Annotated in this window: 23 protein-coding genes; 17 read left to right on the plus strand and 6 right to left on the minus strand. The window is 39.9% G+C overall.

Features of this window, described 5'->3' with window-relative positions:
- Positions 1–26: 26 nt before the first annotated feature.
- The 5 genes from NRL14_RS14875 to NRL14_RS14890 all read right to left on the minus strand — a co-directional run bounded on the left by NRL14_RS14875 (position 27) and on the right by NRL14_RS14890 (position 3,991).
- Positions 27–620 (minus strand): hypothetical protein, encoded by a 594-nt coding sequence (locus NRL14_RS14875; protein ID WP_306725018.1) that lies wholly within the window; start codon positions 618–620, stop codon positions 27–29.
- Between the two features lie 57 nt (positions 621–677).
- The gene (locus NRL14_RS21090) at positions 678–908 is read right to left on the minus strand and encodes a tyrosine-type recombinase/integrase (protein WP_373462538.1); all 231 of its coding nucleotides are present in this window, start codon (positions 906–908) and stop codon (positions 678–680) included.
- A 519-nt stretch (positions 909–1,427) separates the two neighbouring features.
- Positions 1,428–3,068: a chaperonin GroEL gene (groL, locus tag NRL14_RS14880; protein ID WP_306725019.1), complete on the minus strand. Its 1,641-nt coding sequence runs from the start codon at positions 3,066–3,068 to the stop codon at positions 1,428–1,430.
- 48 nt (positions 3,069–3,116) lie between these two features.
- Positions 3,117–3,404 carry a co-chaperone GroES gene (locus NRL14_RS14885; protein ID WP_002958836.1) on the minus strand — a complete coding sequence of 96 codons (288 nt, stop codon included), beginning with the start codon at positions 3,402–3,404 and terminating at the stop codon, positions 3,117–3,119.
- A 110-nt stretch (positions 3,405–3,514) separates the two neighbouring features.
- Positions 3,515–3,991, minus strand: coding sequence for an FxsA family protein (locus NRL14_RS14890; protein ID WP_008138824.1), 477 nt, complete (start codon positions 3,989–3,991; stop codon positions 3,515–3,517).
- 178 nt (positions 3,992–4,169) lie between these two features.
- Between NRL14_RS14890 and cutA the strand changes: the two genes are divergently transcribed.
- From cutA to NRL14_RS14965, 15 genes are all read left to right on the plus strand, one after another.
- Positions 4,170–4,490, plus strand: a complete 321-nt coding sequence (gene cutA, locus NRL14_RS14895) for a divalent-cation tolerance protein CutA (RefSeq protein WP_007375930.1) — start codon at positions 4,170–4,172, stop codon at positions 4,488–4,490.
- Positions 4,490–6,319 carry a protein-disulfide reductase DsbD gene (locus NRL14_RS14900; RefSeq protein ID WP_306725020.1) on the plus strand — a complete coding sequence of 610 codons (1,830 nt, stop codon included), beginning with the start codon at positions 4,490–4,492 and terminating at the stop codon, positions 6,317–6,319. The genes cutA and NRL14_RS14900 overlap by 1 nt, the downstream gene beginning before the upstream one ends.
- 228 nt (positions 6,320–6,547) lie before the next feature.
- Positions 6,548–7,000 carry a type II 3-dehydroquinate dehydratase gene (gene aroQ, locus NRL14_RS14905; RefSeq protein WP_007375932.1) on the plus strand — a complete coding sequence of 151 codons (453 nt, stop codon included), beginning with the start codon at positions 6,548–6,550 and terminating at the stop codon, positions 6,998–7,000.
- Between the two features lie 38 nt (positions 7,001–7,038).
- Positions 7,039–7,497: an acetyl-CoA carboxylase biotin carboxyl carrier protein gene (gene accB / locus NRL14_RS14910; RefSeq protein WP_007375933.1), complete on the plus strand. Its 459-nt coding sequence runs from the start codon at positions 7,039–7,041 to the stop codon at positions 7,495–7,497.
- A gap of 26 nt (positions 7,498–7,523) precedes the next feature.
- On the plus strand, positions 7,524–8,864 hold the full coding sequence (gene accC / locus NRL14_RS14915; protein ID WP_007375934.1) for an acetyl-CoA carboxylase biotin carboxylase subunit: 1,341 nt from the start codon (positions 7,524–7,526) through the stop codon (positions 8,862–8,864).
- 126 nt (positions 8,865–8,990) lie between these two features.
- Positions 8,991–9,461, plus strand: a complete 471-nt coding sequence (gene tsaE / locus NRL14_RS14920; protein ID WP_033030470.1) for a tRNA (adenosine(37)-N6)-threonylcarbamoyltransferase complex ATPase subunit type 1 TsaE — start codon at positions 8,991–8,993, stop codon at positions 9,459–9,461.
- A 24-nt stretch (positions 9,462–9,485) separates the two neighbouring features.
- Entirely contained in the window at positions 9,486–10,829 is a 1,344-nt protein-coding gene (locus tag NRL14_RS14925) for an N-acetylmuramoyl-L-alanine amidase (protein WP_008138833.1), read from the plus strand.
- Positions 10,830–10,865: 36 nt separating this feature from the next.
- Positions 10,866–12,719 (plus strand): DNA mismatch repair endonuclease MutL, encoded by a 1,854-nt coding sequence (mutL, locus tag NRL14_RS14930; protein WP_306725021.1) that lies wholly within the window; start codon positions 10,866–10,868, stop codon positions 12,717–12,719.
- 10 nt (positions 12,720–12,729) lie between these two features.
- Entirely contained in the window at positions 12,730–13,647 is a 918-nt protein-coding gene (gene miaA, locus NRL14_RS14935) for a tRNA (adenosine(37)-N6)-dimethylallyltransferase MiaA (RefSeq protein WP_306725022.1), read from the plus strand.
- A gap of 81 nt (positions 13,648–13,728) precedes the next feature.
- Positions 13,729–13,992, plus strand: coding sequence for an RNA chaperone Hfq (gene hfq / locus NRL14_RS14940; RefSeq protein ID WP_007375939.1), 264 nt, complete (start codon positions 13,729–13,731; stop codon positions 13,990–13,992).
- A 15-nt stretch (positions 13,993–14,007) separates the two neighbouring features.
- Entirely contained in the window at positions 14,008–15,297 is a 1,290-nt protein-coding gene (gene hflX / locus NRL14_RS14945; RefSeq protein ID WP_008138837.1) for a ribosome rescue GTPase HflX, read from the plus strand.
- A gap of 100 nt (positions 15,298–15,397) precedes the next feature.
- Positions 15,398–16,567: an FtsH protease activity modulator HflK gene (gene hflK / locus NRL14_RS14950; protein ID WP_007375941.1), complete on the plus strand. Its 1,170-nt coding sequence runs from the start codon at positions 15,398–15,400 to the stop codon at positions 16,565–16,567.
- Between the two features lie 5 nt (positions 16,568–16,572).
- Positions 16,573–17,451, plus strand: a complete 879-nt coding sequence (hflC, locus tag NRL14_RS14955; RefSeq protein ID WP_007375942.1) for a protease modulator HflC — start codon at positions 16,573–16,575, stop codon at positions 17,449–17,451.
- A 214-nt stretch (positions 17,452–17,665) separates the two neighbouring features.
- The gene (locus NRL14_RS14960; RefSeq protein ID WP_007375943.1) at positions 17,666–18,979 is read left to right on the plus strand and encodes an adenylosuccinate synthase; all 1,314 of its coding nucleotides are present in this window, start codon (positions 17,666–17,668) and stop codon (positions 18,977–18,979) included.
- A 112-nt stretch (positions 18,980–19,091) separates the two neighbouring features.
- On the plus strand, positions 19,092–19,730 hold the full coding sequence (locus NRL14_RS14965) for a tetratricopeptide repeat protein (RefSeq protein WP_306725023.1): 639 nt from the start codon (positions 19,092–19,094) through the stop codon (positions 19,728–19,730).
- Positions 19,731–19,799: 69 nt separating this feature from the next.
- Here the strand turns inward: NRL14_RS14965 and NRL14_RS14970 are convergent, their stop codons facing one another.
- Positions 19,800–21,647 (minus strand): sodium:proton antiporter, encoded by a 1,848-nt coding sequence (locus NRL14_RS14970; protein ID WP_007375945.1) that lies wholly within the window; start codon positions 21,645–21,647, stop codon positions 19,800–19,802.
- Between the two features lie 862 nt (positions 21,648–22,509).
- Here NRL14_RS14970 and proB point away from each other — a divergent pair.
- A complete protein-coding gene (gene proB / locus NRL14_RS14975; protein WP_007375946.1) occupies positions 22,510–23,616 on the plus strand; it encodes a glutamate 5-kinase in 1,107 nt (368 codons plus the stop codon).
- Positions 23,613–24,860: a glutamate-5-semialdehyde dehydrogenase gene (locus NRL14_RS14980; RefSeq protein WP_149606803.1), complete on the plus strand. Its 1,248-nt coding sequence runs from the start codon at positions 23,613–23,615 to the stop codon at positions 24,858–24,860. The genes proB and NRL14_RS14980 overlap by 4 nt, the downstream gene beginning before the upstream one ends.
- Positions 24,861–24,883 lie beyond the last annotated feature (23 nt).

The raw sequence follows: 24,883 nt of genomic DNA on the forward strand, positions 1-24,883 counted from the left end.
CAGAAAAAAGCTATGCGCAGTACAGCCTACCTTGAAAAGGTACTGAACGCATAGACTTTTTTCATGCTCTTGCCCTGCGTAATACCCCAGCTAGGCCAAAAGGCAATTGTTATGAATTTAGAAAAAAAGTCAACGGATAGCGAGATCAAAAATATTAGCGTAGTTAATAACCAAGTAATGAAAAAATAACTTTTACAGTCTTCAAGTTTATCTTTTGTTATTGTTTTAAAACGAGATAACGGGATTTCTTGGCTTGATATTCCATATATAATTTGTTGTAAAATACTTCTTTCAATAAGAATGTCTGAAGTACCTTCTTTTTTCTCGGAAAATGACGCCAATGAAATGTTCATGAAATTATATGCGCTTTTTGTATCCTCCTTGTTATCGAAAGTACTTAATCTAAAAAATGCTTTTAATTTCTCTTTGAAGCTTGGTAGAGGAAATGAGAACTTTTTTTCAAAAGAATTAATAATACTGCTTTTTCCCGAACCGTACGATCCTGTCAATGCAATATTTGTCACATTATTATTATCTAATGCTATTTTTATTGCTTCAGCATAATGCCCCTCACTATCAGCGGTATCTACAGGAGTTAAATCAACGTATTTTTTGCTCATTGCCTTTCCCTAAGCGCTTATCAAAAATGTGTATCTGTGTCTTATATTCTTTAAATGTCAGAATATTATAGAATCCATCATACTCAACTCTATGAAAAAAACATCTTTTTGATTAGGAAATACCAGCTTGGAGCATCCTGTAACGATTTTCACTTCTTTCAAGTGTTTTACGACCTGCTTTGAAACAGCCACAATGTGTTCTCGCCCGCGTTTCATTTTTTCGGCTGGTATTCTTATTAGTGCATCTTCAAAGTCAATGTATTCCCATATTAGGTTTCTAACCTCAATTGTCCTTAAAGTACTCTAGGTATTAATTTGAGCGCTTAAATAGAGCAGTAATTGCCTGATTCTGTTGTATCTACATATTTTATCAATTGGGCTAGTTCATTAGGCTTAACTATTGCAGCCCTATGTCTTATTTTTGGTAAGGATTTTAGTATATCGGTGAGAGATAGACCTTGTGCAGGATTGTTTCGTGTCAATCTGTGCGCTAGTGCATAACCAAAAACACGGTTGATTACCGCCAGTATATTCGGTGCTTTTCTGGGGTATTTTATGAGGGGTATAAATATTAAATATGAATGAAATCAAACTGAAGTTTGCAGTGATACCCTTCATTAAAAAGATAAAAGTGACACCCATCCTAAATTTTGCACTTTATAAAAAGAGCTATTAAGCTTTGAATGGAATTCTAAGGGCCAAATTTTGACTTCATACACCATATTGCAGATCTTTATGTGCTAAAAAGCAAAAAACCAGCCGAAGCTGGTTTTTTATATAAGCGAGGTGCTTAAACGGTGATGTTTATCACATCATTCCGCCCATACCACCCATTCCGCCCATATCAGGTGCACCAGCAGATTCGTCTTTAGGGATTTCAGCTACCATTGCTTCAGTAGTGATCATTAGACCCGCAATAGACCCTGCAAACTGTAGCGCAGAGCGTGTTACTTTAGTTGGATCTAGGATACCCATTTCAATCATGTCGTTGTATTCGCCCGTTGCTGCGTTGTAACCGTAGTTACCATCGCCGCCTTTAACTGCGTTAATTACAACTGATGCTTCGTCGCCTGCATTTGTTACGATTTGACGAAGTGGCGCTTCCATCGCACGAAGTGCAACTTTAATACCGTGGTTTTGATCTTCGTTGTCGCCAAGTAAATCAGCTAGCTTGCTAGCAGCACGTACAAGTGCAACACCGCCGCCAGGTACTACGCCTTCTTCAACCGCTGCACGAGTTGCATTTAATGCATCTTCAACGCGGTCTTTTTTCTCTTTCATTTCGATTTCAGTAGCAGCACCTACTTTGATTACTGCAACACCGCCAGCTAGTTTAGCCATGCGCTCTTGAAGTTTTTCTTTATCGTAGTCTGATGTTGCTTCTTCAATTTGTGCTTTAATTTGAGAAACACGACCGCTAATACCTGCTTCTTCACCAGCACCATCAATGATAGTTGTATCATCTTTAGTGATAATTACGCGTTTAGCTGTACCTAGGTCTTCAACTGTTGCTTTTTCAAGCTCTAAGCCGATTTCTTCAGAAATAACAGTACCGCCAGTTAATACAGCAATATCTTGTAGCATTGCTTTACGACGATCGCCAAAGCCAGGTGCTTTAACAGCTGATACTTTAACAATACCGCGCATGTTATTAACTACTAATGTAGCTAGTGCTTCGCCTTCAAGGTCTTCTGCAATGATTAGTAGTGGTTTACTTGCTTTAGCAACCGCTTCTAATGTTGGTAATAATTCACGGATGTTAGATATTTTTTTATCTACAAGTAGAATAAATGGGTTATCTAGTTCAACAGTGCCTTTTTCTGGGCTGTTGATAAAGTAAGGAGATAAGTAACCACGGTCAAACTGCATGCCTTCAACAACATCTAGTTCGTTTTCAAGTGATTGACCTTCTTCTACAGTAATAACACCACTGTTGCGGCCTACTTTTTCCATTGCTTGTGCAATGATATTACCAATCTCTTGATCAGAGTTAGCTGAAATAGTACCTACTTGTGCAATTGCTTTAGTATCAGAACAAGGAACAGATAACGCTTTAAGCTCTGCAACAGCAGCAATAACTGCTTTGTCGATGCCGCGCTTAAGATCCATTGGATTCATGCCTGCTGCAACAGCTTTAAGGCCTTCATTAACAATAGACTGTGCAAGTACTGTAGCGGTAGTTGTACCATCGCCGGCTGCATCATTTGCTTTAGATGCAACTTCTTTAACCATTTGTGCGCCCATGTTCTCAAACTTGTCTTCAAGTTCGATTTCTTTTGCTACAGATACACCATCTTTAGTGATAACTGGAGAGCCAAATGATTTGTCTAGTACAACGTTACGGCCTTTAGGACCTAATGTAACTTTTACTGCGTTTGCCAGGATGTTTACGCCAGTTAGCATTTTAGCGCGTGCGTCACCTGCAAAAAGTACTTCTTTTGCTGCCATGTTTTAAATTCCTCTAAATTCTTGAATGTTTATAAACGAAAAGTAGGTTTAGCCTACAATGCCTAAAATATTATCTTCACGCATGATCAGGTACTCTTGACCTTCGATCTTTTCAACTTTTTCAACATATGAGCCAAATAACACAGTGTCACCGGCTTTAACTTCTAACGCTCTCACGTCACCGTTATCTAAAACGCGACCATTACCTACGGCTACAACTTCTCCGCGAGTTGATTTTTCAGCTGCAGAGCCAGTTAATACAATACCGCCAGCAGATTTTGTTTCTTCTTCTAGACGTTTAACGATTACGCGATCTTGTAAAGGACGAATGTTCATGTTTTTTAGTTCTCCTAACAGTTTCTGAACAGTACAGAAAAAAGCTTTTCTAATTTGCATTCATTAATGGGGGTAGAGTGAAAAATTCCAAGAGAAAAAACGATAAATTTTTAATCTTTTCGCTCATATTCACCATCAATAGTGGTCGGCTGGTCCATTTGCTGCTGTTCACGCGGTGAATGTGGTTGTTGAGCAAACGGTGATGGCCCTTGTTGCATGCCTGCGCTCATTCTAACAGTTGCTTGGCTAGCAAGGCCTGCTGCCAATTTGTTACGAATGGCAGGGGTTAATAATAGTAGCCCAAATACGTCAGTCATAATGCCAGGAGTAAGTAGTAATACACCTGCAATGACCACACATATTCCGGTAAATAATTCTTTAGCTGGCATTTGCCCTTGTGCCATTTGCGTTTGCACATTTTGTAGTGCACTCATACCTTGTTGTTTAACCATTTTGGCACCTAAAATAGCAGTAATAACAACAAGTGCGATTGTTGCAAACCCACCAATTACGTCGCTTACTTGAATTAGTAAGGCGATTTCGATAATAGGCACGATGATAAACAACACAAATAAAAATCTAAACATAACGCTCTCTAAATAATGACACTCAAAAGAGTTGATGAAATATAAATGAGGGTGACGAGGTCTCTTTTCAAGGTTAGGGCATAGGTATAGTCATTTTACTGATATTTAAGCGTCTACACATTGTATCGGCTATCAGATACTATGAAGCTAGACACTGTTAAATAAGTAAAGGTTCACAATGACTACGCAATTTAAACTGATTTTCACGATCTGCAAAGACGAAGACGAAGCACGTATACTTGCAAGGGCATTAGTTGAGCAAAAGCTTGCTGCTTGTGTAAATATTTTACCCAATGTGGGATCTATTTATATGTGGGAAGGCGAAGTGGCTGAAGCGACTGAAACTAAACTACTTATAAAAACGAAATCAGACAAAATGAACGATGTGTTTGTAACAATAAAAGCAATGCATAGTTATGAAGTTCCAGAGATACAAGTTATTGATGTTGCAACTGGAAACTTAGCATATTTTAATTGGATGGATGAGGTACTGAATTAATGCGTTTTTTCTTTTTATTATTGGTAACGCTATTAACTGCGCCTGTAAAGGCTACAACTAATAATGTGCTTGGTGATCTCCTTGGGCCTCCGCAACAGACTTTTTTACCTGTAGACCAAGCGTTTATGTTTGACTTTGATCAGCAAGGCAGCACCTTGTTTGTAGGTTGGGATATAGCGCCAGACTATTATTTATATAAAAAGAAAATAGAAATTATTGCCAAAGGCGCAAACATTCAAGTGGGTGACTTGGGTACAGGCGAAATTATTGAAGATGAGTTTTTTGGTAAAACAGAAGTCTTTTTTAACGCTGTAAGTGTAATAAGCAAATTAAGTAATGTTACCGACGGTGCCGTAGTTAAAGTGCGTTACCAAGGCTGTGCTAAAGCAGGGCTTTGTTATCCGCCAGAAGTTATTAGCATTCCACTTAGTGTAATTAATGGCGCACAGATTAAGAATGTAGAGCAAAATAACACTACAGATGAAGCAGCAACTGCGCAAAGTACGTTTGCAGCACTCAATGAGCCTGCCACTGAACCTACAACAAATTCGGATGATGCCGAAAAAGAACTTACTTTTACCGAGCAGTTAGCAAGTCAGGGCTTAATAACTAATTTACTCATATTTTTTGTCGTTGGTGTTGGCCTTGCTTTTACGCCATGCGTATTCCCTATGTTTCCTATTTTGTCGAGCTTAATTGCGGGTCAGCAAAACCTTTCAACTAAAAAAGCCTTTGCACTATCGTTTGTATATATACAAGGTATGGCTGTTACTTACGCAGCACTAGGTTTGGTTGTTGCAGCGCTTGGTGGGCAAGTGCAGGGGTATTTACAGCATCCATTTGTGTTAATCAGCTTTAGTTTATTATTTGTATTATTGGCTATGTCTATGTTTGGCTGGTACGAAATTAAACTGCCAAGCAGTATGATGAGCAAGCTAACCCAAGTAAGTAACAACCAAAAAGGCGGCAACTACGTTGGCGTATTTTTAATGGGTGTACTTTCGGGATTAATAGCATCACCTTGTACTACTGCGCCACTGTCGGCGGCACTGTTATTTGTAGCGCAAAGTGGTGATTACTTAGTAGGTGGTTTAACACTGTACGTGCTTAGTTTAGGTATGGGGTTACCACTTTTATTACTTGGTACATCTGGCGGTAAACTACTGCCTAAAGCGGGTGGTTGGATGGAGCAAGTTAAAACCTTGTTTGGTTTTGTGATGCTCGTTGTGCCGCTTATATTACTTGAGCGACTAGTAAGCGCCGACATAATATTATTAATGGCAGGTGTGCTTGCATTAGCAACAGCACTGTACTTACATCATTGGCAAAGTAGCCAAACACAAAGCAAGTTAAAAACTGCATTGTGGTTTGCTGCAACGCTATTAGTTATTACAGGCTTTACGTTAACAAAAAACTACTTTTGGCCGGTACAAGCGGTGCAAGTAAGCTCGCAAAGTAATGAGTTTAAAAAGGTGGCGGATTTAGCTGAGCTAAAAGAAGCCGTAGCGCAAGCGAGTAATGAAGGTCGAATGGTTATGGTCGACTTATATGCTGACTGGTGTGTGGCGTGTAAAGAGTTTGAGCATTACACGTTTCCAGATGCCAAAGTGCAAAGTGAATTTAGCCATTATCAGCTAATTCAAGTTGATTTAACTAACAGTGACAATAAAACAATTGAGCTAATGGAAGAGTACACCGTGTTTGGTTTACCTAGTATTTTGTTTTTTAATACTCAAGGGCAAGAGCTTAGTATGCAACGAGTGACTGGCTTTTTAAACGCTGATGATTTTGCTAAACACCTAGCTATAGTGCGCGCCAGTGCACAATAATAGTGCAATAGTGCCACCTATACTGATTAAGTGGCACCTTCTTTATTCTTTTGATACCTGTACCCATCACACTGATAAGACCAGTATTTTGCTGCTATTTACGTCGAAATCACTATAATAGTTGGTTAACGTGAGAAATTGTTGCTACATTGCTTTTTTTACTTACTTAAAAGTGAAAAATTAGTTAGTAACCGCTTAACTCATTACTTATAGGATATATCGCGTATTATGGCTGCAAAATTTAACCTTTTGGTTATAAATGGTCCAAATTTAAACATGCTTGGCAAACGTGAACCGGACAAATACGGTTTTCAGACGCTCAGTGAGATTATGAACGAACTAACCAGTGCTGCTGATAGTCTAGATGTTAAGTTAACGCATTTTCAAAGTAATAGTGAGCAAGTACTCATCGAACGAATTCACGATGCTTGGCAAGCGGTTGATTACATAATTATCAACCCAGCTGCATTTACGCATACTAGCGTCGCATTACGTGATGCACTGTTAAGTGTTGATATTCCGTTTTTTGAGGTGCACTTAAGTAACGTGCACGCACGTGAAGCCTTTCGTCATCATTCGTATTTTTCTGATGTGGCACAAGGCGTGATATGTGGATTAGGTGCAATGGGTTATCACGCAGCATTAAATGCAGCAGTTAACCGGTTGCAAAACGCAATTTAATTTTAAATTAACACACAAACTAACAGGCGGGTCGTGTAATGGATATTCGCAAGATAAAGAAGCTTATCGAATTAGTAGAAGAATCAGGTATTGCTGAGCTAGAAATCACTGAAGGTGAAGAATCAGTACGTATTAACCGTAACAATATGAGCGCAGGCCCAGGTTACCCGCAATTTGCTCCACAGCAATATGCACCAGCGCCAGCAGCACCAGTTGCAGCGGCTCCTGTAGCTGTTGAAGCAGCAGCACCAGCTGAGCCTATGGGTCATCAAGTTAAATCACCAATGGTTGGTTCTTTTTACTCAGCTGCGTCCCCTGAAGCGCCAGCATATGTAGAAGTAGGTCAGCAAGTTAAAGTTGGCGATACACTTTGTATTATCGAAGCTATGAAAATGATGAACCAAATTGAATCAGATAAAGCCGGTACAGTAAGAGCTATCTTAGCTGAAAATGGCGAGCCAATAGAATTTGATCAACCTCTATTCATCATTGAATAATAGCGTAACCTAAAAGGCCAACTCTAATGTTAGATAAAGTAGTCATTGCAAACCGAGGTGAAATTGCACTTCGTATATTGCGCGCCTGCAAAGAGCTTGGGATCAAAACGGTTGCTGTGCATTCAACGGCAGATCGCGATCTTAAGCATGTATTGCTTGCAGATGAAACCATCTGTATTGGTAGACCTTCAGCAACTGAAAGTTATTTAGATATTCCGCGCATTATTGCTGCGGCTGAAATAACTGACGCTGTAGCGATTCATCCTGGTTACGGTTTCCTTGCAGAAAATGCTGATTTTGCCGACCAAGTTGAGCAAAGTGGTTTTGTATTTATTGGCCCTCGTGGCGACACTATTCGTCTTATGGGTGATAAAGTGTCTGCTATCGCAGCAATGCGTAAAGCAGGCGTTCCATGTGTTCCCGGCTCTGACGGCCCAGTATCAGATGATAAAGAACGCAACATGCAAATCGCTAAGCGTATCGGTTACCCGGTAATCATCAAAGCTGCTGGTGGCGGTGGTGGTCGTGGTATGCGTGTTGTTCGCAGCGAAGCTGAACTTATTGATTCAATTGCATTAACACAGCAAGAAGCTAAGCAATTCTTTGGTAATAGCATGGTTTACATGGAAAAATTCCTTGAAAACCCACGCCATATCGAAGTTCAAGTATTAGCTGACGGCCAAGGTAATGCAGTACATTTAGGTGAACGTGATTGTTCTATGCAACGTCGTCACCAAAAAGTAGTTGAAGAAGCGCCAGCACCAGGAATTACTGCTGAAACGCGTAAATTCATTGGCGAGCGCTGTACACGTGCATGTATTGAAATTGGATACCGCGGTGCAGGTACGTTTGAGTTTTTATACGAAAACGGCGAGTTTTACTTCATCGAAATGAATACACGTATTCAGGTTGAACACCCTGTAACTGAAATGGTTACTGGTATCGATTTAGTGAAAGAGCAGTTAAAAATTGCAGCGGGTCAGCCATTATCATTCACTCAAGACGACGTTGTTATTCGTGGTCATGCTATTGAGTGTCGTATTAATGCTGAAGATCCTGAAACGTTTATCCCGTCACCGGGTAAAATTACCCGTTTCCATCCAGCGGGTGGTTTAGGTATTCGTTGGGACAGCCATATTTACGCTGACTACACGGTTCCACCGCATTACGATTCAATGATTGGTAAGTTAATTACTTACGGTGAAAACCGTGACGTAGCTATTGCCCGCGCGCGCAATGCACTTAACGAGCTAGTAATTGACGGAATTAAAACTAATACTCCTTTGCATAAGAGAATTCTTGCAGATGAAAACTTCCAAAATGGTGGCACTAACATTCACTATCTTGAGAAGAAATTAGGGTTATAATTCTAGCGTTTTAAAAAACCGGCTTAGGCCGGTTTTTTTATGCCTGAAACTGCAATTTATCGCCTTAAATAAATATTCTGGTATGATTGGCAAACATGCGCTTTTAAGTAAATTTTTGAGGTAGTAATGACGCGTAGTTTTGAATCACACCTAAATGATGAAGTGGCAACCGTTACTATGGGGAACCAAGTTGCAGCTATTATAGAGCAAGGTGCGGTGATTTATTTACATGGCGATTTAGGTGCTGGTAAAACCACGTTTACCCGTGGCGTAGTGCAAGGCTTTGGCCATGCTGGTAAGGTTAAAAGCCCCACATATACGTTAGTAGAACCTTATGAGCTTGAACGAGCAAATGTTTATCATTTTGATTTATACCGTTTAGGCGACCCTGAAGAACTCGAATACATGGGAATACGCGATTATTTTTCAGCAAATGCAATTTGTGTTGTTGAATGGCCTGAAAAAGGTGGCGAATTTATTCCTGTGCCTGATTTAGATATTACCCTAAGCTATGTGGGTAACGAACGTAAAATTGTTATTAATAGTGCGAGTGATCGCGGTGTAGCAATTGTCGAAAAACTAAATAAAAAACAATAAAATAGTGAAGGCAGTAATTATCAAATGAGTCGAGGTGCAGTTAAACTCTTTATTTACCTTATGGTTATTACCATAAGCCTGCCGCTGTGGGCGAAAAATACGATTAATAGCGTACGTGTATGGCCATCACCAGACAGTACGCGTGTGGTGTTTGATTTAAATGACAAGCCCGACTTTAGTTATTTTATGCTAAAAAGCCCTAGCCGCTTAGTGGTCGATTTAGAAAATACTAGCGAGTTAAAAATACTGCCAGGTGTACCACCAAAACATCAAATAGTGAGCAAGCTACGCTACTCAAAACCTAAAAATAAGCACAGTGTACGGTTAGTGTTTGAATTAAACGCACCAGTAAAGCCTGTTGTGTTTGCTTTAGCACCTACTGGTCCTTATAAAAATAGACTCGTTGTTGATTTATATAATAAGAGCCAAGCAAAAACTGTTGTATCACCTGCACAAACAGCGGCTAAAAATCGCCAATTAAGTCAAGAACGCGACATTGTTATTGCAATTGATGCAGGCCATGGCGGCGAAGATCCTGGCTCCATAGGTCCATCAGGCACGTACGAAAAAACAGTCACATTGCAAATAGCAAAGCGATTAGAGCGTATGATCGACGGTGAGCGCGGTATGATTTCACGTATGGTACGAAGCGGTGATTATTTTGTAAAACTCAATACGCGTACTAATCGAGCTCGTGAAAAAAAGGCCGATTTTTTTGTTTCTATTCATGCAGATGCATTTACAAGCCCAGGACCAAATGGTGCCTCTGTTTGGGTGTTATCATTAAGGCGTGCTAATTCAGAAATAGGTAAATGGATAGAAGATAAAGAAAAGCACTCTGAGCTTTTAGGTGGTGCTGCTGATGTGATGAAAGATGCCGCTAATGAAAAATATCTAGCACAAGCATTGCTTGATATGTCGATGGACCACTCGATGAAAACTGGCTTAAGTGTGGCCGACGAGGTGGTTAAAGAGTTGCGTAAAGTTGCCAAACTGCATAAAAAAGATCCGCAACACGCGAGCCTTGCTGTACTTAAGTCACCAGACATTCCATCTATTTTGGTAGAAACGGGGTTTATATCTAACCCGCGAGAAGAAAAATTACTTAAAAGCGCTAATCATCAAGAGCGTTTAGCTAAAGCGATATTTACTTCAATTAAAAATTATTATTTAAAAAATCCACCTGATGATTCTTTATTTGCCAAATTAAAGTCGCAATACCCAACAAAACATAAAGTACGCCCTGGAGAGTCTTTGAGTATGTTGGCAAGTCGTTATGGCATTACGGTCAGTAAATTAAAGCAAGTTAATAAACTAAGCTCTAATACTTTATTTATTGGGCAAGAGCTTGATATACCGCAAAGTTAGTCATTATTATCAGCGCAATGTTTGCTAGGAAGTTCCATGAATATTGAAATATTACCCGCGCGTTTAGCCAACCAAATAGCTGCAGGCGAAGTGGTCGAGCGTCCAGCGTCGGTAGTAAAAGAGCTAGTCGAAAATAGTTTAGATGCTGGTGCTAACCGTATTCAAATAGATATAGAGCGCGGCGGCCACAAACTTATTCGTATTCGTGATAATGGCACTGGGATAAGTAAAGATGAGCTAACGCTCGCGCTTTCTCGCCACGCAACAAGTAAATTAAAATCACTTGATGACCTTGAAAACATTTGCTCACTTGGTTTTAGAGGGGAAGCACTTGCGTCAATTAGTTCTGTGTCGCGTTTAACGCTGAGCTCAAAACCAAAAGAGCAAGAAGCAGCTTGGCAAGCTTTTGCAGAAGGCCGCGACATGGCCGTGCAAGTAAAACCAGTAGCGCACCCCGATGGCACAACCATTGAAGTAAAAGATTTATTTTTTAATACTCCAGCACGTCGTAAATTTTTACGCACCGAAAAAACTGAATTCAGCCATATTGATGAGTTGATAAAGCGTATTGCGCTTAGTCGCTTTGATGTCTCTATTACACTAACTCACAACGAAAAAGTAGTAAGGCAGTATCGTGCCAAAACTGATCCCTCTCAGGCTATAACACGCGTAGCACAAGTTGCAGGCAAGGCCTTTGCCGAGCAAGGTTTGCATATTCAATCAGGAGAAGGCGGTTTACAGTTGCATGGTTGGGTGCTGCCTGTAGGCTCAGCGAATACTACTCAGTACACTTATGTGAATAATCGCATGATGCGCGATAAGCTTATTTTACATGCGATACGCCAAGCGTTTGAAGAGGTGAGTGGGACGCAAGAGCTACCTGGGTTTGTTATTTATATTGATATTGACCCACGACAGGTCGATGTAAATGTTCACCCTGCTAAGCATGAAGTGCGTTTTCATCAAGGGCGATTAATTCATGATTTTATATTGCAAGCTATTAAGCAAGTAGTCGTGCCATTACAAGGGGAGTTTACTAGCGAGTCAGTAAGCACTGAAACTGAATTTTCTTCTGTGTTCACAAGCCCAACAGATAGTAGCGGTAATAATATAGAGAGCGATGGAGTATTTGATTACCCTAAATCGCAACTACAGCCTTCTTATTCTGGAACGACAGGTAGTTCGTCATCAGGCACACGAAGTGGCGTGGGGAGTGGGACATATCGCGCTACATCAAGTGCGAATCATCATGATGTAAATGCATTTTATCAAGGTGTGAGTGAGCAACACGCTGCGCATTTTGACAATGCAGTAAACATACCTGCTGTACAACAGCCGTTAGAGCCAGCACAAACACATAATACTTTACAGATGGTTTCTATCATTAGTGTTAATGAAGGTGCGTGTGTATTTAGTGCAGAGCAGCAATTGTATTGCTCACATTTCAAATATGTATTAGTGGATGATTGGCATAATCAAATCAAGGAGCTTGGGAGCTTAGAAGGGAAAGCCCTTTTGTTACCTGTGCGGGTAAGCCTAGACAAAGAAGATTGCTTGCTTATAAAGGCTCAGCAATCTTGGTTTACTTTACTTGGTTTTGAACTCGTAATAGAAAAACAGTTTGTAATGGTTAAAAAATTACCAGCGTGTTTATATTTACTTGATGTAAGTACAGCAATAGGTGAGCTGCTTGATGCATGTAAAGCAGGACTCGAAAATATAGAGAACTGGTTAGCGTGGCAGATGCAATGTGTACCAACTCGATTTTATTTGAGCAATGTATTTTTAGCGCAACAAATGCGCTTACAAAATAATCCGCAAACTATTGAACGCTTACGCGAAAAAGCAGTTAAAATAGAGTTAAATCACTATTTAACGCAATTAGATTAAGGTATCAGTGTTGAGTAATTTACCAGTTATATTTTTAATGGGTCCAACTGCTGCTGGTAAAACAGCATTGGCTATCTCACTGTGCGAGCATTTAAATACAGAAATAATCAGCGTTGATTCAGCGTTAGTGTATAAAGATATGAACATTGGAACTGCAAAACCCGATGCAGAAGAACTTGTTAAAGCTCCACATCATTTAATTGATCTACTTGACCCGAGTGAAACGTATTCAGTTGCAGATTTTAGGCGCGATGCAGTGCAAAAAATTGACGAATTCCATAGACAAGGTAAAGTGCCTGTATTGGTTGGGGGTACAATGTTGTACTTCAAATCTTTAATTGATGGTTTATCGCCTTTGCCTGAAGCAGATGCAGTAATAAGAGCAGAATTAGAAGCACAAGCTAAAGAATTTGGCTGGCCTCATTTATATAAAGAATTAGCTAAAGTTGACCCTAAAGCAGCTGAAAAAATGAGTGAAAATGATTCACAAAGAATTAATCGCGCTTTAGAAGTTTACGGATTAACTGGTAAAACCATGACTGAGTTGCAAAAGCAAAAACAGCCACCTTTACCTTATACTTTTCATCAATTTGCGATTGCACCGCAAGAACGCAGTGAATTACATGCGCGAATTGAAGAAAGGTTTAAAATAATGATTGATCAGGGGTTTGAAAATGAAGTTTCGACCCTATATCTACGTAAGGATTTACACCCCAATATGCCTTCTATTCGTTGTGTAGGTTATAGACAAATGTGGGATTACCTTGCGGGTGAGATAGACCATGATGAAATGGTTTTTCGCGGCATCGCTGCTACACGTCAATTGGCCAAACGCCAATTAACTTGGTTGAGAAGCTGGCCTGATGTTACTTGGTTAACAACAGGTGATGAAGAAAACTTGCATCGTGTAGTAAGTTCGCTAAGCTAGTAGTAGTTGAACAAAATTTAGCTTTGTTAAATAAGTTCAGCCACTTAATTATAATAACACCTAGAACGAAGGAATAATAACATGGCAAAAGGCCAATCGTTACAAGACCCATTTTTGAATGCACTACGTCGTGAGCGCATTCCAGTATCAATCTTTTTGGTAAATGGCATAAAATTACAAGGTAAAATTCAGTCATTTGACCAATTTGTTATTTTACTTGAAAACACTGTAAACCAAATGGTGTATAAACACGCAATTTCAACAGTTGTACCTGCTCGCGCAGTCAACTTCCAAGGTGTTCAAGGGGATGAGAGCACTGAAGAGCCAGAAGCTGGAAACTTTTAATTAGGAGCGTAATGCTTGTTTGACCGCTATGAATCCGGCGAACAGGCAATTTTAGTTCATATCGACTTACCTAAAGAAGGAGATCGTGAAGATCTTCATGAATTAGAAATGTTGGTATCCTCTGCTGGTGTTAGTAGTTTGGCGGTTGTGCAAGGCAGCCGTCAAGCACCACATCCGAAACTATTCGTCGGTACCGGTAAAGCAGAAGAAATAGCTGAAATTGTCAAAATCCACAATGCAGATGTCGTTATTTTTAATCATCAACTCAGACCGTCACAAGAGCGTAACTTAGAACGCGTTTGTGAGTGTCGTGTACTTGATAGAACGACGCTAATTCTTGATATTTTTGCCCAACGTGCACGTACCCATGAAGGTAAGCTGCAGGTTGAATTGGCACAACTTCGCCATATGTCAACTCGATTAATTCGAGGCTGGACCCATCTTGAACGTCAAAAAGGCGGGATTGGCTTGCGTGGGCCAGGTGAAACCCAACTTGAAACCGACAGACGATTACTTCGTGCTCGTATTCAAAATATTCGTGCGCGTTTGGCTAAAGTAGCTGTACAGCGCGAACAAGGTAGGCGAGCTCGTACACGTAATGAAATACCTACTGTATCGTTAGTGGGTTACACGAATGCGGGTAAATCTACGTTATTTAATCGTATTACACACTCAGACGTATATGCGGCCGATCAGTTGTTTGCAACGCTTGATCCAACTTTACGCAAGCTTGAATTAGGTGATGTTGGCCCCGTTATTTTAGCGGATACGGTTGGTTTTATTCGTCATTTACCGCATGACTTAGTCGCGGCTTTTAAAGCAACGCTTACTGAAACACGTGAAGCTGATTTACAGCTACATGTAATTGACGCAGCAGACTCTCGTCTTCAAGAAAATATTGAACAAGTACAATCTGTGCTTAAAGAAATTGAAGCCGATGAAGTACCACAGCTATTAATTTATAATAAAATTGATGCGCTAGATAACGTAGCTCCCCGTATTGATCGCGATGACGAAGGACAACCTATAAGGGTGTGGCTTAGCGCCCAGACTGGTGAAGGCTGTGAATTACTTAGTGAGGCCATTAGTGAGTTACTTGCTAAGAAAATGTTTAACGAAACCTTATTTCTTACGCCATTGTATGGTCGCCTAAGGGCTGCATTATTTAGTTTAAATGCAGTGCATGAAGAGCGATTTGATGATCAAGGTAATTGGCTGTTAGATGTTAGAATGCCTATGGTTGAGTGGAATCGTTTAATTAAAGAATTTGGTCCTGAAATTGCTGGTTTTATCAGCCGTAATTAAAAATTGACGTTTAAATGTCGGTTTTTGTATGAGAAACGCGGTAGATTTGTTAGATTTAACACAATTTCCTAATTTATTTAGATAACAATGGAGTATAGCTATGGCCTGGAATGAACCGGGTAATAATGGCAATGACAAAGATCCGTGGAATAATAAAGGCGGACGTGATCAAGGCCCACCTGATTTAGACGAGGTGTTCCGTAAATTTAGTAACAAGTTCGGCGGCTTATTTGGCGGGAAAAAATCCGGCAATGGTAGCGGTGGTGGACTTGGCGGAGCCGGTATTTCATTTATACTTATTATCGCCGTTATTGTATGGGCGTTAAGTGGTATTTACACGGTAAAAGAAGCCGAGCGTGGTGTGGTTCTTCAATTTGGCAAATATGACCGAATTGCAGATCCAGGTCTGCGTTGGAAAATGACGTTTATTGAAACAGTGATCCCAGTCGATATTGAAGCAGTTCGTTCACTATCAGCTACTGGCTTTATGTTAACTGAAGACGAAAATGTAGTAAGCGTTGAGTTTCAGGTGCAATACCGAGTTATTGACCCATACCTTTACAAATTTAGTGTAACTAATGCTGATAGCAGCTTAGAAGAAGCATTAGATAGCGCACTGCGCTATGTTGTGGGCCATGCCAAAATGGACCAAGTTTTGACTAATGGTCGTGAGGTTGTTCGTCAAAATACATGGGATGAGCTTAATAAGATTATCGAACCATATAACTTGGGTTTAATTGTAACTGACGTTAACTTTAAAGATTCTCGTCCGCCAACTGAAGTTAAAGATGCATTTGATGATGCAATTGCTGCACAAGAAGATGAAGAACGTTTCATTCGTGAAGCAGAGGCCTACGCCCGTGAAATTGAGCCTCGTGCACGTGGTCAAGTAACACGTATGACGCAGGAAGCTGAAGGTTACCAAGAGCGTATAACTTTAGAAGCACAGGGTGAAGTGGCTCGGTTTGAAAAGTTATTACCTGAATATCAAGCAGCTAAAGAAGTTACTCGTGAGCGCTTATACATTGATGCAATGGAAGAAGTGTTAGGGAGTAGTTCTAAAGTATTGGTTGATGTGAAAGGTGGTAATAACATGATTTATTTACCGCTTGATAAGATCATGGATAAGCAAGGCACAGCAACACGTGTTGCTCTACCAAGCTCAAGTGATATTCAAGATTTACGTAATAAAGTGAATACATCACGCAATAGCACTGTTAATGGTGGTAATGACCGCTTTAACAATGATCGCTTTAATGAAGGGAGATAAGCATAATGAAAAACTTTAGTTTAGTAATACTATTAGCTGCCATTGTGATGTCTTTCTCGTCAGTCTTTGTTGTACCTGAAGGGCAAAAAGCAATTGTTTTGCTATTTAGCAAAGTACAAAAAGACAGTGAAGACAGTGCTGTTGTTTACAGCCCTGGTTTACACTTTAAAGTTCCGTTTTTTAGCCAAGTACGACGTATTGATGCGCGTATTCAAACATTAGATGGTACGCCAGACCGCTTTGTTACAAGTGAAAAGAAAGACTTAATTGTTGATTCATTTGTAAAATGGCGTGTAAACGATTTTAGCACTTTTTACTTACGTGCTCGTGGCGATAAGCAATATGCTGAAACGTTACTTGAACAAAAAGTAAATAATGGCTTGCGTACTAACTTTGGTACGCGAACTATTCGCGAAATTGTATCAGGTGAGCGTAGCGAGTTAATGGAAGAGGCGTTAGTACAAGCTTCTGAAAGTGCACGCGAGTTAGGTATTGAAGTGCTCGACGTACGCGTTAAGCAAATTAACCTACCTCAAGAAGTCAGTAGCTCTATTTATCAACGTATGCGCGCTGAGCGTACTGCCGTTGCAAAAGAGCATCGTTCTGAAGGTCAAGAAAAAGCTGAAACTATTCGTGCCGGTGTCGATCGCCGTGTAACGGTTATGCTTGCTGATGCAGAGCGTAATTCTCGTTCTGTACGTGGTCAAGGTGATGCAGACGCTGCTGGGATTTATGCAAATGCATATAATAAAGACCCTGAATTCTTTAGTTTTGTGCGCTCGCTAGAAGCATATAAAAAGACTTTTAAAAATAAGCAAGACGTTATGGTGCTTTCACCAGATAGCGACTTCTTCCAATATATGAAAGGTGCTAAAGCTCAATAAGCTTTGCATTAAGTATTTAAAAGTTAAAAGCCTCGCATTTGCGGGGCTTTTTGTTAATGGGTACTTAATAGTTTAAATTACTGTTATTTATGTGGTTATTAGCTATCGTTTAGGTTTAAAAAAAACTACGCGGAAAAAATAAGCTGAACAGGGGTGATCTTTACTTTAGTTTTCTGGTAAAATCTCGTCCTAATTTTCTCTAAGTGAATTTACAATGGGTAAAAACGTTGTTGTATTAGGCACCCAATGGGGTGACGAAGGTAAGGGTAAGGTAGTTGACCTCCTTACGGACAAAGCATCTTTAGTAGTTCGTTATCAAGGTGGCCACAATGCGGGTCATACTTTAGTTATCGAAGGTGAAAAGACGGTTCTACACCTTATTCCATCGGGTGTATTACGTGACAATGTTAAATGTGTGATTGGTAATGGTGTAGTTTTATCACCAGAAGCGCTAATGAGAGAAATTGGCATGCTTGAAGAGCGTGGCGTACCAGTACGCGAGCGTCTTTTAATAAGCGAAGCATGTCCACTAATCTTGCCTTTCCATGTTGCATTAGATGTAGCCCGCGAAACTGCTCGTGGCGATAAGCCAATTGGAACTACCGGTCGTGGTATCGGTCCAGCGTACGAAGATAAAGTGGCGCGCCGTGGTTTACGTGTAGGTGACTTGTTTAATCCGGAATTATTTGCAACTAAATTAAAAGAAGTTCTTGAATACCATAACTTCACTTTAGTTAACTACTACAAAGTAGATGCTGTAGATTTCCAAAAAACGTTTGATGATGCAATGGCTGTTGCTGATATCTTAAAAGCAATGGTTGTAGATGTAACTGAGCTTTTAGATCAAACGCGTTTAGCAGGCGAAAACATTTTATTTGAAGGTGCACAAGGTACGTTACTTGATATCGATCACGGTACTTACCCTTATGTAACGTCTTCAAATACTACCGCTGGTGGCGTTGCGACGGGTGCAGGTTTTGGTCCATTAAACCTTGATTACGTTCTAGGTATTATTAAAGCGTACACGACACGTGTTGGTTCAGGTCCTTTCCCTACAGAGCTTTACGATGGTCTTGATAAACAAGATCCAGTTGGTAAGCATTTAGGCGATAAAGGCCATGAGTTTGGCGCAACAACAGGTCGACTTCGTCGTACTGGTTGGTTAGATGCAGTGGCTATGCGCCGTGCAGTTCAAATCAACAGTATTTCAGGTTTTTGTTTAACTAAGCTTGACGTTTTAGATGGTTTAGAAACACTTAAAATCTGTATTGGTTACAAGCTCGAAGATGGTACAGTTACTAACGTAACGCCATTAGCAGCTGAAGGTTACGATAAAGTAACACCAGTATACGAAGAGATGCCAGGTTGGTCAGAGAACACAGTTGGTGTAACAAGTCTTGACGGTTTACCAAAAGCTGCAATTGACTACATCAAGCGTATTGAAGAAATTACGGGTGTTCCAATTGATATTATTTCTACAGGCCCAGATCGTGTAGAGACTATGGTACTTCGCAACCCGTTTGCGTAATTACTATTAGATTAAAAAAAGCTGCCTAGTGCAGCTTTTTTTGTGCCTAAAATTCACTTTGGAACGATCTTTGTATAGTATTTTGTAGATATCATTTTTATATGTGGCGAATATGCGTTTATTATTTTGTAATTCAATGTTGGCAATATCGCTAACATCACTCTCTTTACTCATAAGTGGCAATAGCTTAGCTGAGGAAACATCTGCTGCTGTGCCGTTGTACACTGAGCCTGAGTTGATTGCATTGATAAATAAAAATGTCCATTTACAGCGCGTAAAGGCTGATGATTGCCAGTTAGTGCAAGATATAGAAGCACGAGCCAATAAAATGGCGTTACCGTCTTATCAGTTTTTATATGGCGATATGCTGGCTTATAACGTATGCGTTGATCGCAATGTAGAGTTAGGTGTGTATTATATGCGTAAAGCTGCCCAGCAGGGCTTAGCGGCAGCATTAGAGCAACTAGGACGTTACTACGACACTGGCCGATTAGTGCAACAAGATAAAGCGATGGCAATTACGTATTTACGTGAAGCTTCATCGCAAGGCAATTTAAAAGCTCAGTTGCGCTTGGTTAAATTATTTAATGATGGCTTTGGTAGTCCACGAGACTTTGAAGATGCGTATCGATGGTTGTTTAACTCTATGGTGGCAGATAAGGCAACCCATCAAAAAATTGAACATTCACTTACTCAATTAGCTGAAAAAATGCCAGCAAGTGTGGTTGCTCGAGCTCGTCTTCCTATTTAATGGCTTTAAAAAACAAAACCCTAACTTTTTAAGTTAGGGTTTTTTAGTTTTTACAGGCTGTAAAAGTATTTAACTGTCTTCTTTAGCCTTTGTTTGCGGGTCTTTTAAAACTGACATTTTAGGCGGCTGTAATGCAACAACGCGTTCGCCTTCTTGCGGCGGTTTTTCCATGTTGATTGTAAACGGTCTGAGCTTAATTGGTGTATCCTCATCACTGTCTTTATCACCAATGAGAATAAACAGTGGTATAGCCTCAGGGTTCATTTCTAGATATTGCTCCCAGCTAAATTCATCAGAAATACGTGTTGAACTAACTTTACCACCTTTAGCTATAATGCTGCTTAAGCGTGCATATGACCCTTCGTCACCAAAAAGTATTTGTCGTGATAAAAACGTTGCGCTGTCTTTATTTGCTTTAGCGTGCGACGTTGAAGAGCGCAATGAGAATACATTTTTCTCATTAAGTAAGTGAGAAAAATATTGGACGCCCAACGCGTTGTGATGACGATTAGGTGAGAGTGCTAGTACACTGCGAATAGTAGTTAGTGGTAAATAGCGTTCGGCGTGCTCCGATTGCGGGTTACCGTAATAACACGCTAAGCCATCCATACGTGCCATTCTACAGTTTTCCCATGCTGGGTCTGATAAATGAACAGGAATATTTTGATCTTTTAAGCCTCGGCCAATGGCACGTGCAACATGGTTTGCACCAATAATCAAAATCGTATTTGGCGATGGTTGGCGTACACCTAAAAGTTTAGCAACAGGAATCGCAGTTAAGCTCTGTAGTACAACGGTAATTATAATTACTGTAAATATGAGAGGTACCATTTTTTCAGCATCAGCAACACCAGACTCCATCATACTAAGTGCAAATACCGATCCAACGGCAGCGGCGACTATACCGCGTGGAGCTATCCAAGCAAGTACCAAGCGAGACTTCATTGGTAGGTCAGTACCAAAGGTCGAAATAGCAATACATAGTGGGCGTGCAACAAAAAGTACGATGGCTAAAAATATAAATACATCGCTGTCGAGCATCATTAAATCAGAGAGCTGTAAGCGTGCTGCAAGTAAAATAAACAGCGTTGATATTAATATCATCGACAAGTCTTCTTTGAACTCAAGTACAGAATCTATTTCTAAATCGTCTTGGTTAGCAAGCCAAATGCCAAATACTGTCACAGCTAAAAGACCCGATTCATGGCTTAAATAGTTTGATACAGAAAAACTAATGAGTACTAACGCTAAAATTCCAAACTTATGTAATTCAAATGGTAGCCATTCGCGGCGCATTAATAGTGTTGTTAGCCAGCCTGCAGCAACACCAATACTTAAACCAACGCCGAGGGTTTTAACTAAAGCAATAATAGTGTGGCTAAATACTTCGCCTTGGCCTACAAGCATTACGGCTTCAAATACTAATACAGCAAACAATGCGCCGATTGGGTCTATTACAATACCTTCCCAGCGTAGTATGCGGTCAATGTCTTGTGTTGGGCGCATTGAGTTTAATAGCGGTGCTATCACAGTAGGGCCTGTTACAACTAACACTGCACCTAATACTGCAGCTACACGCCAATTAAGCTCAAGTAACCAATAGGCGCTTAGGCTAATAATAATACAGGTAGTAAGCATGCCGATTGAGCAAAGGTTTCTTACAACTTTTCCAATCCCTTTTAATTCTCTGAAATGCAGAGTAAGAGAACCTTCAAATAAAATGATTGCAACGCTTAGTGATACAACTGGAAACAGTAAATCACCTAACAATGCATCAGGGTCTAAAACACCACTAAATGGCCCAAGTAAAAGGCCAGTAAGCAATAAAAAAAGAATAGCGGGTACTCTAAATGCCCACGCGACCCACTGGGCAAGTACAGAGCAAAGTGCGATACCGGCTATATAAATTGCTGACATAGATTAAGAATTCCTTATTTATGACGATATATTTTAAAAGTATAACTTTTGTTAATTGTTAATACAGGGGTATACACGGGAAATTCAAATATTACTAATCAATTTTAGCTGCTAATAAAAGATTAGTGAGCTTTAATTTTGGATCTCGGATGCAAAGACTTTATAAAAGCAGATTAACTACTATTATCTTGTTGATTTATAATGAAAATATATATTTTATTATTAATGTGTAATAGCTCTGTTTGAATTTTAGCCTTGATCTTACTGTGTAATTTAGCGTATTATACTTCGAGTTCGAATTATTAGTTATCTAATTAAGATTGTTGGTTGAAATAGTAGAACGTTAATACTACGGTCATTTTTACTGCTTATAATCATGTTTTGGATACTAAATTAGTATCTGAACGTTAAAATTTTATTTTCCGAATTCTTAAGTATGGTTTTACTGGACAAGTTTGTTTATTTTTTTTAACAAATAAAGGTTTGAGTTGAACTATTACTTTTCAATATTTAATCCCCATCGTGGCGATTAAATCTCGGTCCTTGAGTCTTCACCCTATCTGTTGGTGTATCAGACTCTAGAGGCTCTATGTATGTTGTTAATAGAAAAGCCACACACAGCTTTTTACAGCGATGCATAAACAACACTTTTAAACTTTCTTATTGGTACTGCTCATAACACTGGGTGGGTGCTACTTTATATCTGAGCTTAAATTTAAAACAACGTTTTAGATTTGGCCTTTTTGTGTGCGTTTAAAAGTGCTGTCAAACGATAAATAAATTCGAAGCAAGGTTTTATACCTAGCTACTTAGTTTTAGCTCACGAGTAGTGAGCGCAAATAAAATGGAAAGTTGAGCATTTATGCAAAAGTTAAATTGGCGACGCATTGTACTTAAAGTAGGCAGCGCTTTAATTGCACCAGATCACGATGGCTGCCGTTCACGTTATATATTAACCATCGCACAGTTTATTGTTCGTTGCCGTGCGCGTGGTATTGAGGTGATCCTGGTTTCGTCTGGTTCGGTAGCGGCTGGCGCGCACTTGTTTCCATCAGATAAACCACGTTCAGTTGTAATGAAAAAGGCAATGGCGGCAGCAGGCCAAACAGAAATGATTGCCATGTGGGACCGTTTTTTCGACTTTCCATCTGCGCAATTACTACTAACTCATGGTGACTTACGTGATCATGAGCGTTATCAAAGTATTCGGGAAACCGTATTTACGTTACTTGAGCACGGTGTGCTACCAATCATCAATGAAAATGATGCTGTGACAACAGACGATTTACGAGTAGGTGATAACGATAATTTATCTGCTATGGTTGCCGCTGCAGCAGATGCAGATGCTTTACTGATTTTTTCGGATGTTGATGGGTTATATGATAAAAATCCTAATTTGCACGACGATGCTGTTTTATTACCTGAAATAAAATCAATTGATGAATCTATTTATGCTATGGCAGGATGTGCTACGAGTGCTGTGGGCACCGGTGGTATGAAAACTAAAATAGAGGCTGCGGAAAAGGCAACATCACACGGTATAGCCACTTATATTATTAATGGCTTTAAAGAAGAAACATTTACTCGATTATTAGCTGGAGAAAATCCAGGTACTATTTTTTCGCCATACGAAAAGCCAATGCAAGATTCTGTACATTGGATGACACATACAGCAAACGAGCAAGGTGAAGTTGTTGTTGATGGGTCGTTTGATGAGTCATTAGAAGGTGAAACTGGGTGTATTCGCGGCGATGAGATCGTTGAAGTACACGGTGAATTTGCTATCGGTGATACCATTTTAGTACGAAGTGAAGACGGTACGCGTCTAGCTAAAGCGACCGCAAATTATAGTAGCTGTTTGTTAAACTTTATTGCAGACAACGAACAGAGTGAATTCAGCGAAAAAATGCAGGATTCAATTGGACCAGTTATATCTGAAAAACATATCGCATTATTGGAGAAGTCATGAGTTTAATTACGGACATTTCACGTCAGGCAGCTAAAGCTGCACATACACTTGCTTTACTCGATACCGAGACTAAAAACCAAGTATTAGTTGAAATGGCAGCGGCATTAAGAGAGCAAAAAGCATTTATAATAAAAGAAAATGAAAGTGATTTAAGCGCAGCACGCGACAATAACTTAGCTGCCTCAATGATCGACCGCTTAACGTTAAACGATGAGCGTATTGAATCAATGGCACAAGGCATTGAAGTTATAGTAAGCCTTGATGATCCTGTTGGTCAGCTACGAGATATTACCGAGCGTCCAAACGGTATCAAAATTCGTAAAATGCGCGTACCTCTTGGCGTTGTATGTATGATTTACGAAGCACGCCCGAATGTGACAGCAGACGCTGGTGCATTATGTTTTAAATCAGGTAATGGCGTAATTTTACGTGGCGGTAAAGAAGCACTTAGAAGTTCACAAGCTATCGCAAGTGTGATGCATAGCGTACTTGAAAAGCATAACTTACCAGTATCACTTATTTCAGTGATTCCAGATCCAGATCGTGCGCTATTAATGGAGTTAATGCAGCAACGCGAAAGTATTGATTTAATTATTCCACGTGGCGGCGAAGGCTTAATCAACTTTGTTACTGAAAACAGTACGATTCCTGTAATTCAGCATTACAAAGGTGTTTGTCATCTATATGTGGATAAAGATGCAGATCTAGAAGTTGCCCTTAACTTACTACTTAATGGTAAAACGCAGCGTACCGGTGTTTGTAATGCACTAGAGGGCTTAGTTGTTCATCAAGGTGTGGCAGATGAGTTTTTAAATCTGTGTGCAGTCGTACTACGCCAAGAAGGTGTGAAAATAAATGCAGACAGTTTTGCAGCTAAATATTTTGATAACGCAACCGTTTTAGCTGATGATGAATTTGGTGAAGAGTATCTAGATTTAGAAATTGCTATTCGCGTTGTTCCAAGCTTTACGGCAGCAGTTGAGCATATTGCACAGTTCGGTTCAAACCACACCGAAGTAATTTGTACTAAAAATCAAACTGCCGCAGAGTTATTTCAACGCAGTGTTGATGCTTCTGTAGTAATGGTTAACGCGTCATCTCGCTTTTCTGATGGTTCACAGTTGGGTCTAGGTGCGGAGATTGGTATAGCGACCTCCAAGCTTCATGCATACGGTCCAATGGGGCTTGAATCACTCACTACTGAGAAGTACTTAGTAAATGGCGAAGGCCAAGTTCGTGAATAAATTAACGATGTAAGTAATAAAGC

Origin of the sequence: Pseudoalteromonas sp. 20-92 (assembly GCF_030847595.1) — a bacterium.
Classification (GTDB): domain Bacteria; phylum Pseudomonadota; class Gammaproteobacteria; order Enterobacterales; family Alteromonadaceae; genus Pseudoalteromonas; species Pseudoalteromonas fuliginea.

Coding starts and splice junctions, on each gene's coding strand:
- hflK (WP_007375941.1), top strand. CDS start 15,398: ATGGCCTGGAATGAACCGGGTAATAATGGCAATGACAAAGATCCGTGG.
- NRL14_RS14970 (WP_007375945.1), bottom strand. CDS start 21,647: ATGTCAGCAATTTATATAGCCGGTATCGCACTTTGCTCTGTACTTGCC.
- tsaE (WP_033030470.1), top strand. CDS start 8,991: ATGACGCGTAGTTTTGAATCACACCTAAATGATGAAGTGGCAACCGTT.
- accB (WP_007375933.1), top strand. CDS start 7,039: ATGGATATTCGCAAGATAAAGAAGCTTATCGAATTAGTAGAAGAATCA.
- groL (WP_306725019.1), bottom strand. CDS start 3,068: ATGGCAGCAAAAGAAGTACTTTTTGCAGGTGACGCACGCGCTAAAATG.
- NRL14_RS14900 (WP_306725020.1), top strand. CDS start 4,490: ATGCGTTTTTTCTTTTTATTATTGGTAACGCTATTAACTGCGCCTGTA.
- proB (WP_007375946.1), top strand. CDS start 22,510: ATGCAAAAGTTAAATTGGCGACGCATTGTACTTAAAGTAGGCAGCGCT.
- hflC (WP_007375942.1), top strand. CDS start 16,573: ATGAAAAACTTTAGTTTAGTAATACTATTAGCTGCCATTGTGATGTCT.
- aroQ (WP_007375932.1), top strand. CDS start 6,548: ATGGCTGCAAAATTTAACCTTTTGGTTATAAATGGTCCAAATTTAAAC.
- NRL14_RS14960 (WP_007375943.1), top strand. CDS start 17,666: ATGGGTAAAAACGTTGTTGTATTAGGCACCCAATGGGGTGACGAAGGT.
- mutL (WP_306725021.1), top strand. CDS start 10,866: ATGAATATTGAAATATTACCCGCGCGTTTAGCCAACCAAATAGCTGCA.
- hfq (WP_007375939.1), top strand. CDS start 13,729: ATGGCAAAAGGCCAATCGTTACAAGACCCATTTTTGAATGCACTACGT.
- NRL14_RS14980 (WP_149606803.1), top strand. CDS start 23,613: ATGAGTTTAATTACGGACATTTCACGTCAGGCAGCTAAAGCTGCACAT.
- accC (WP_007375934.1), top strand. CDS start 7,524: ATGTTAGATAAAGTAGTCATTGCAAACCGAGGTGAAATTGCACTTCGT.
- cutA (WP_007375930.1), top strand. CDS start 4,170: ATGACTACGCAATTTAAACTGATTTTCACGATCTGCAAAGACGAAGAC.
- NRL14_RS14925 (WP_008138833.1), top strand. CDS start 9,486: ATGAGTCGAGGTGCAGTTAAACTCTTTATTTACCTTATGGTTATTACC.
- NRL14_RS14875 (WP_306725018.1), bottom strand. CDS start 620: ATGAGCAAAAAATACGTTGATTTAACTCCTGTAGATACCGCTGATAGT.
- NRL14_RS14890 (WP_008138824.1), bottom strand. CDS start 3,991: ATGTTTAGATTTTTATTTGTGTTGTTTATCATCGTGCCTATTATCGAA.
- NRL14_RS14965 (WP_306725023.1), top strand. CDS start 19,092: ATGCGTTTATTATTTTGTAATTCAATGTTGGCAATATCGCTAACATCA.
- NRL14_RS14885 (WP_002958836.1), bottom strand. CDS start 3,404: ATGAACATTCGTCCTTTACAAGATCGCGTAATCGTTAAACGTCTAGAA.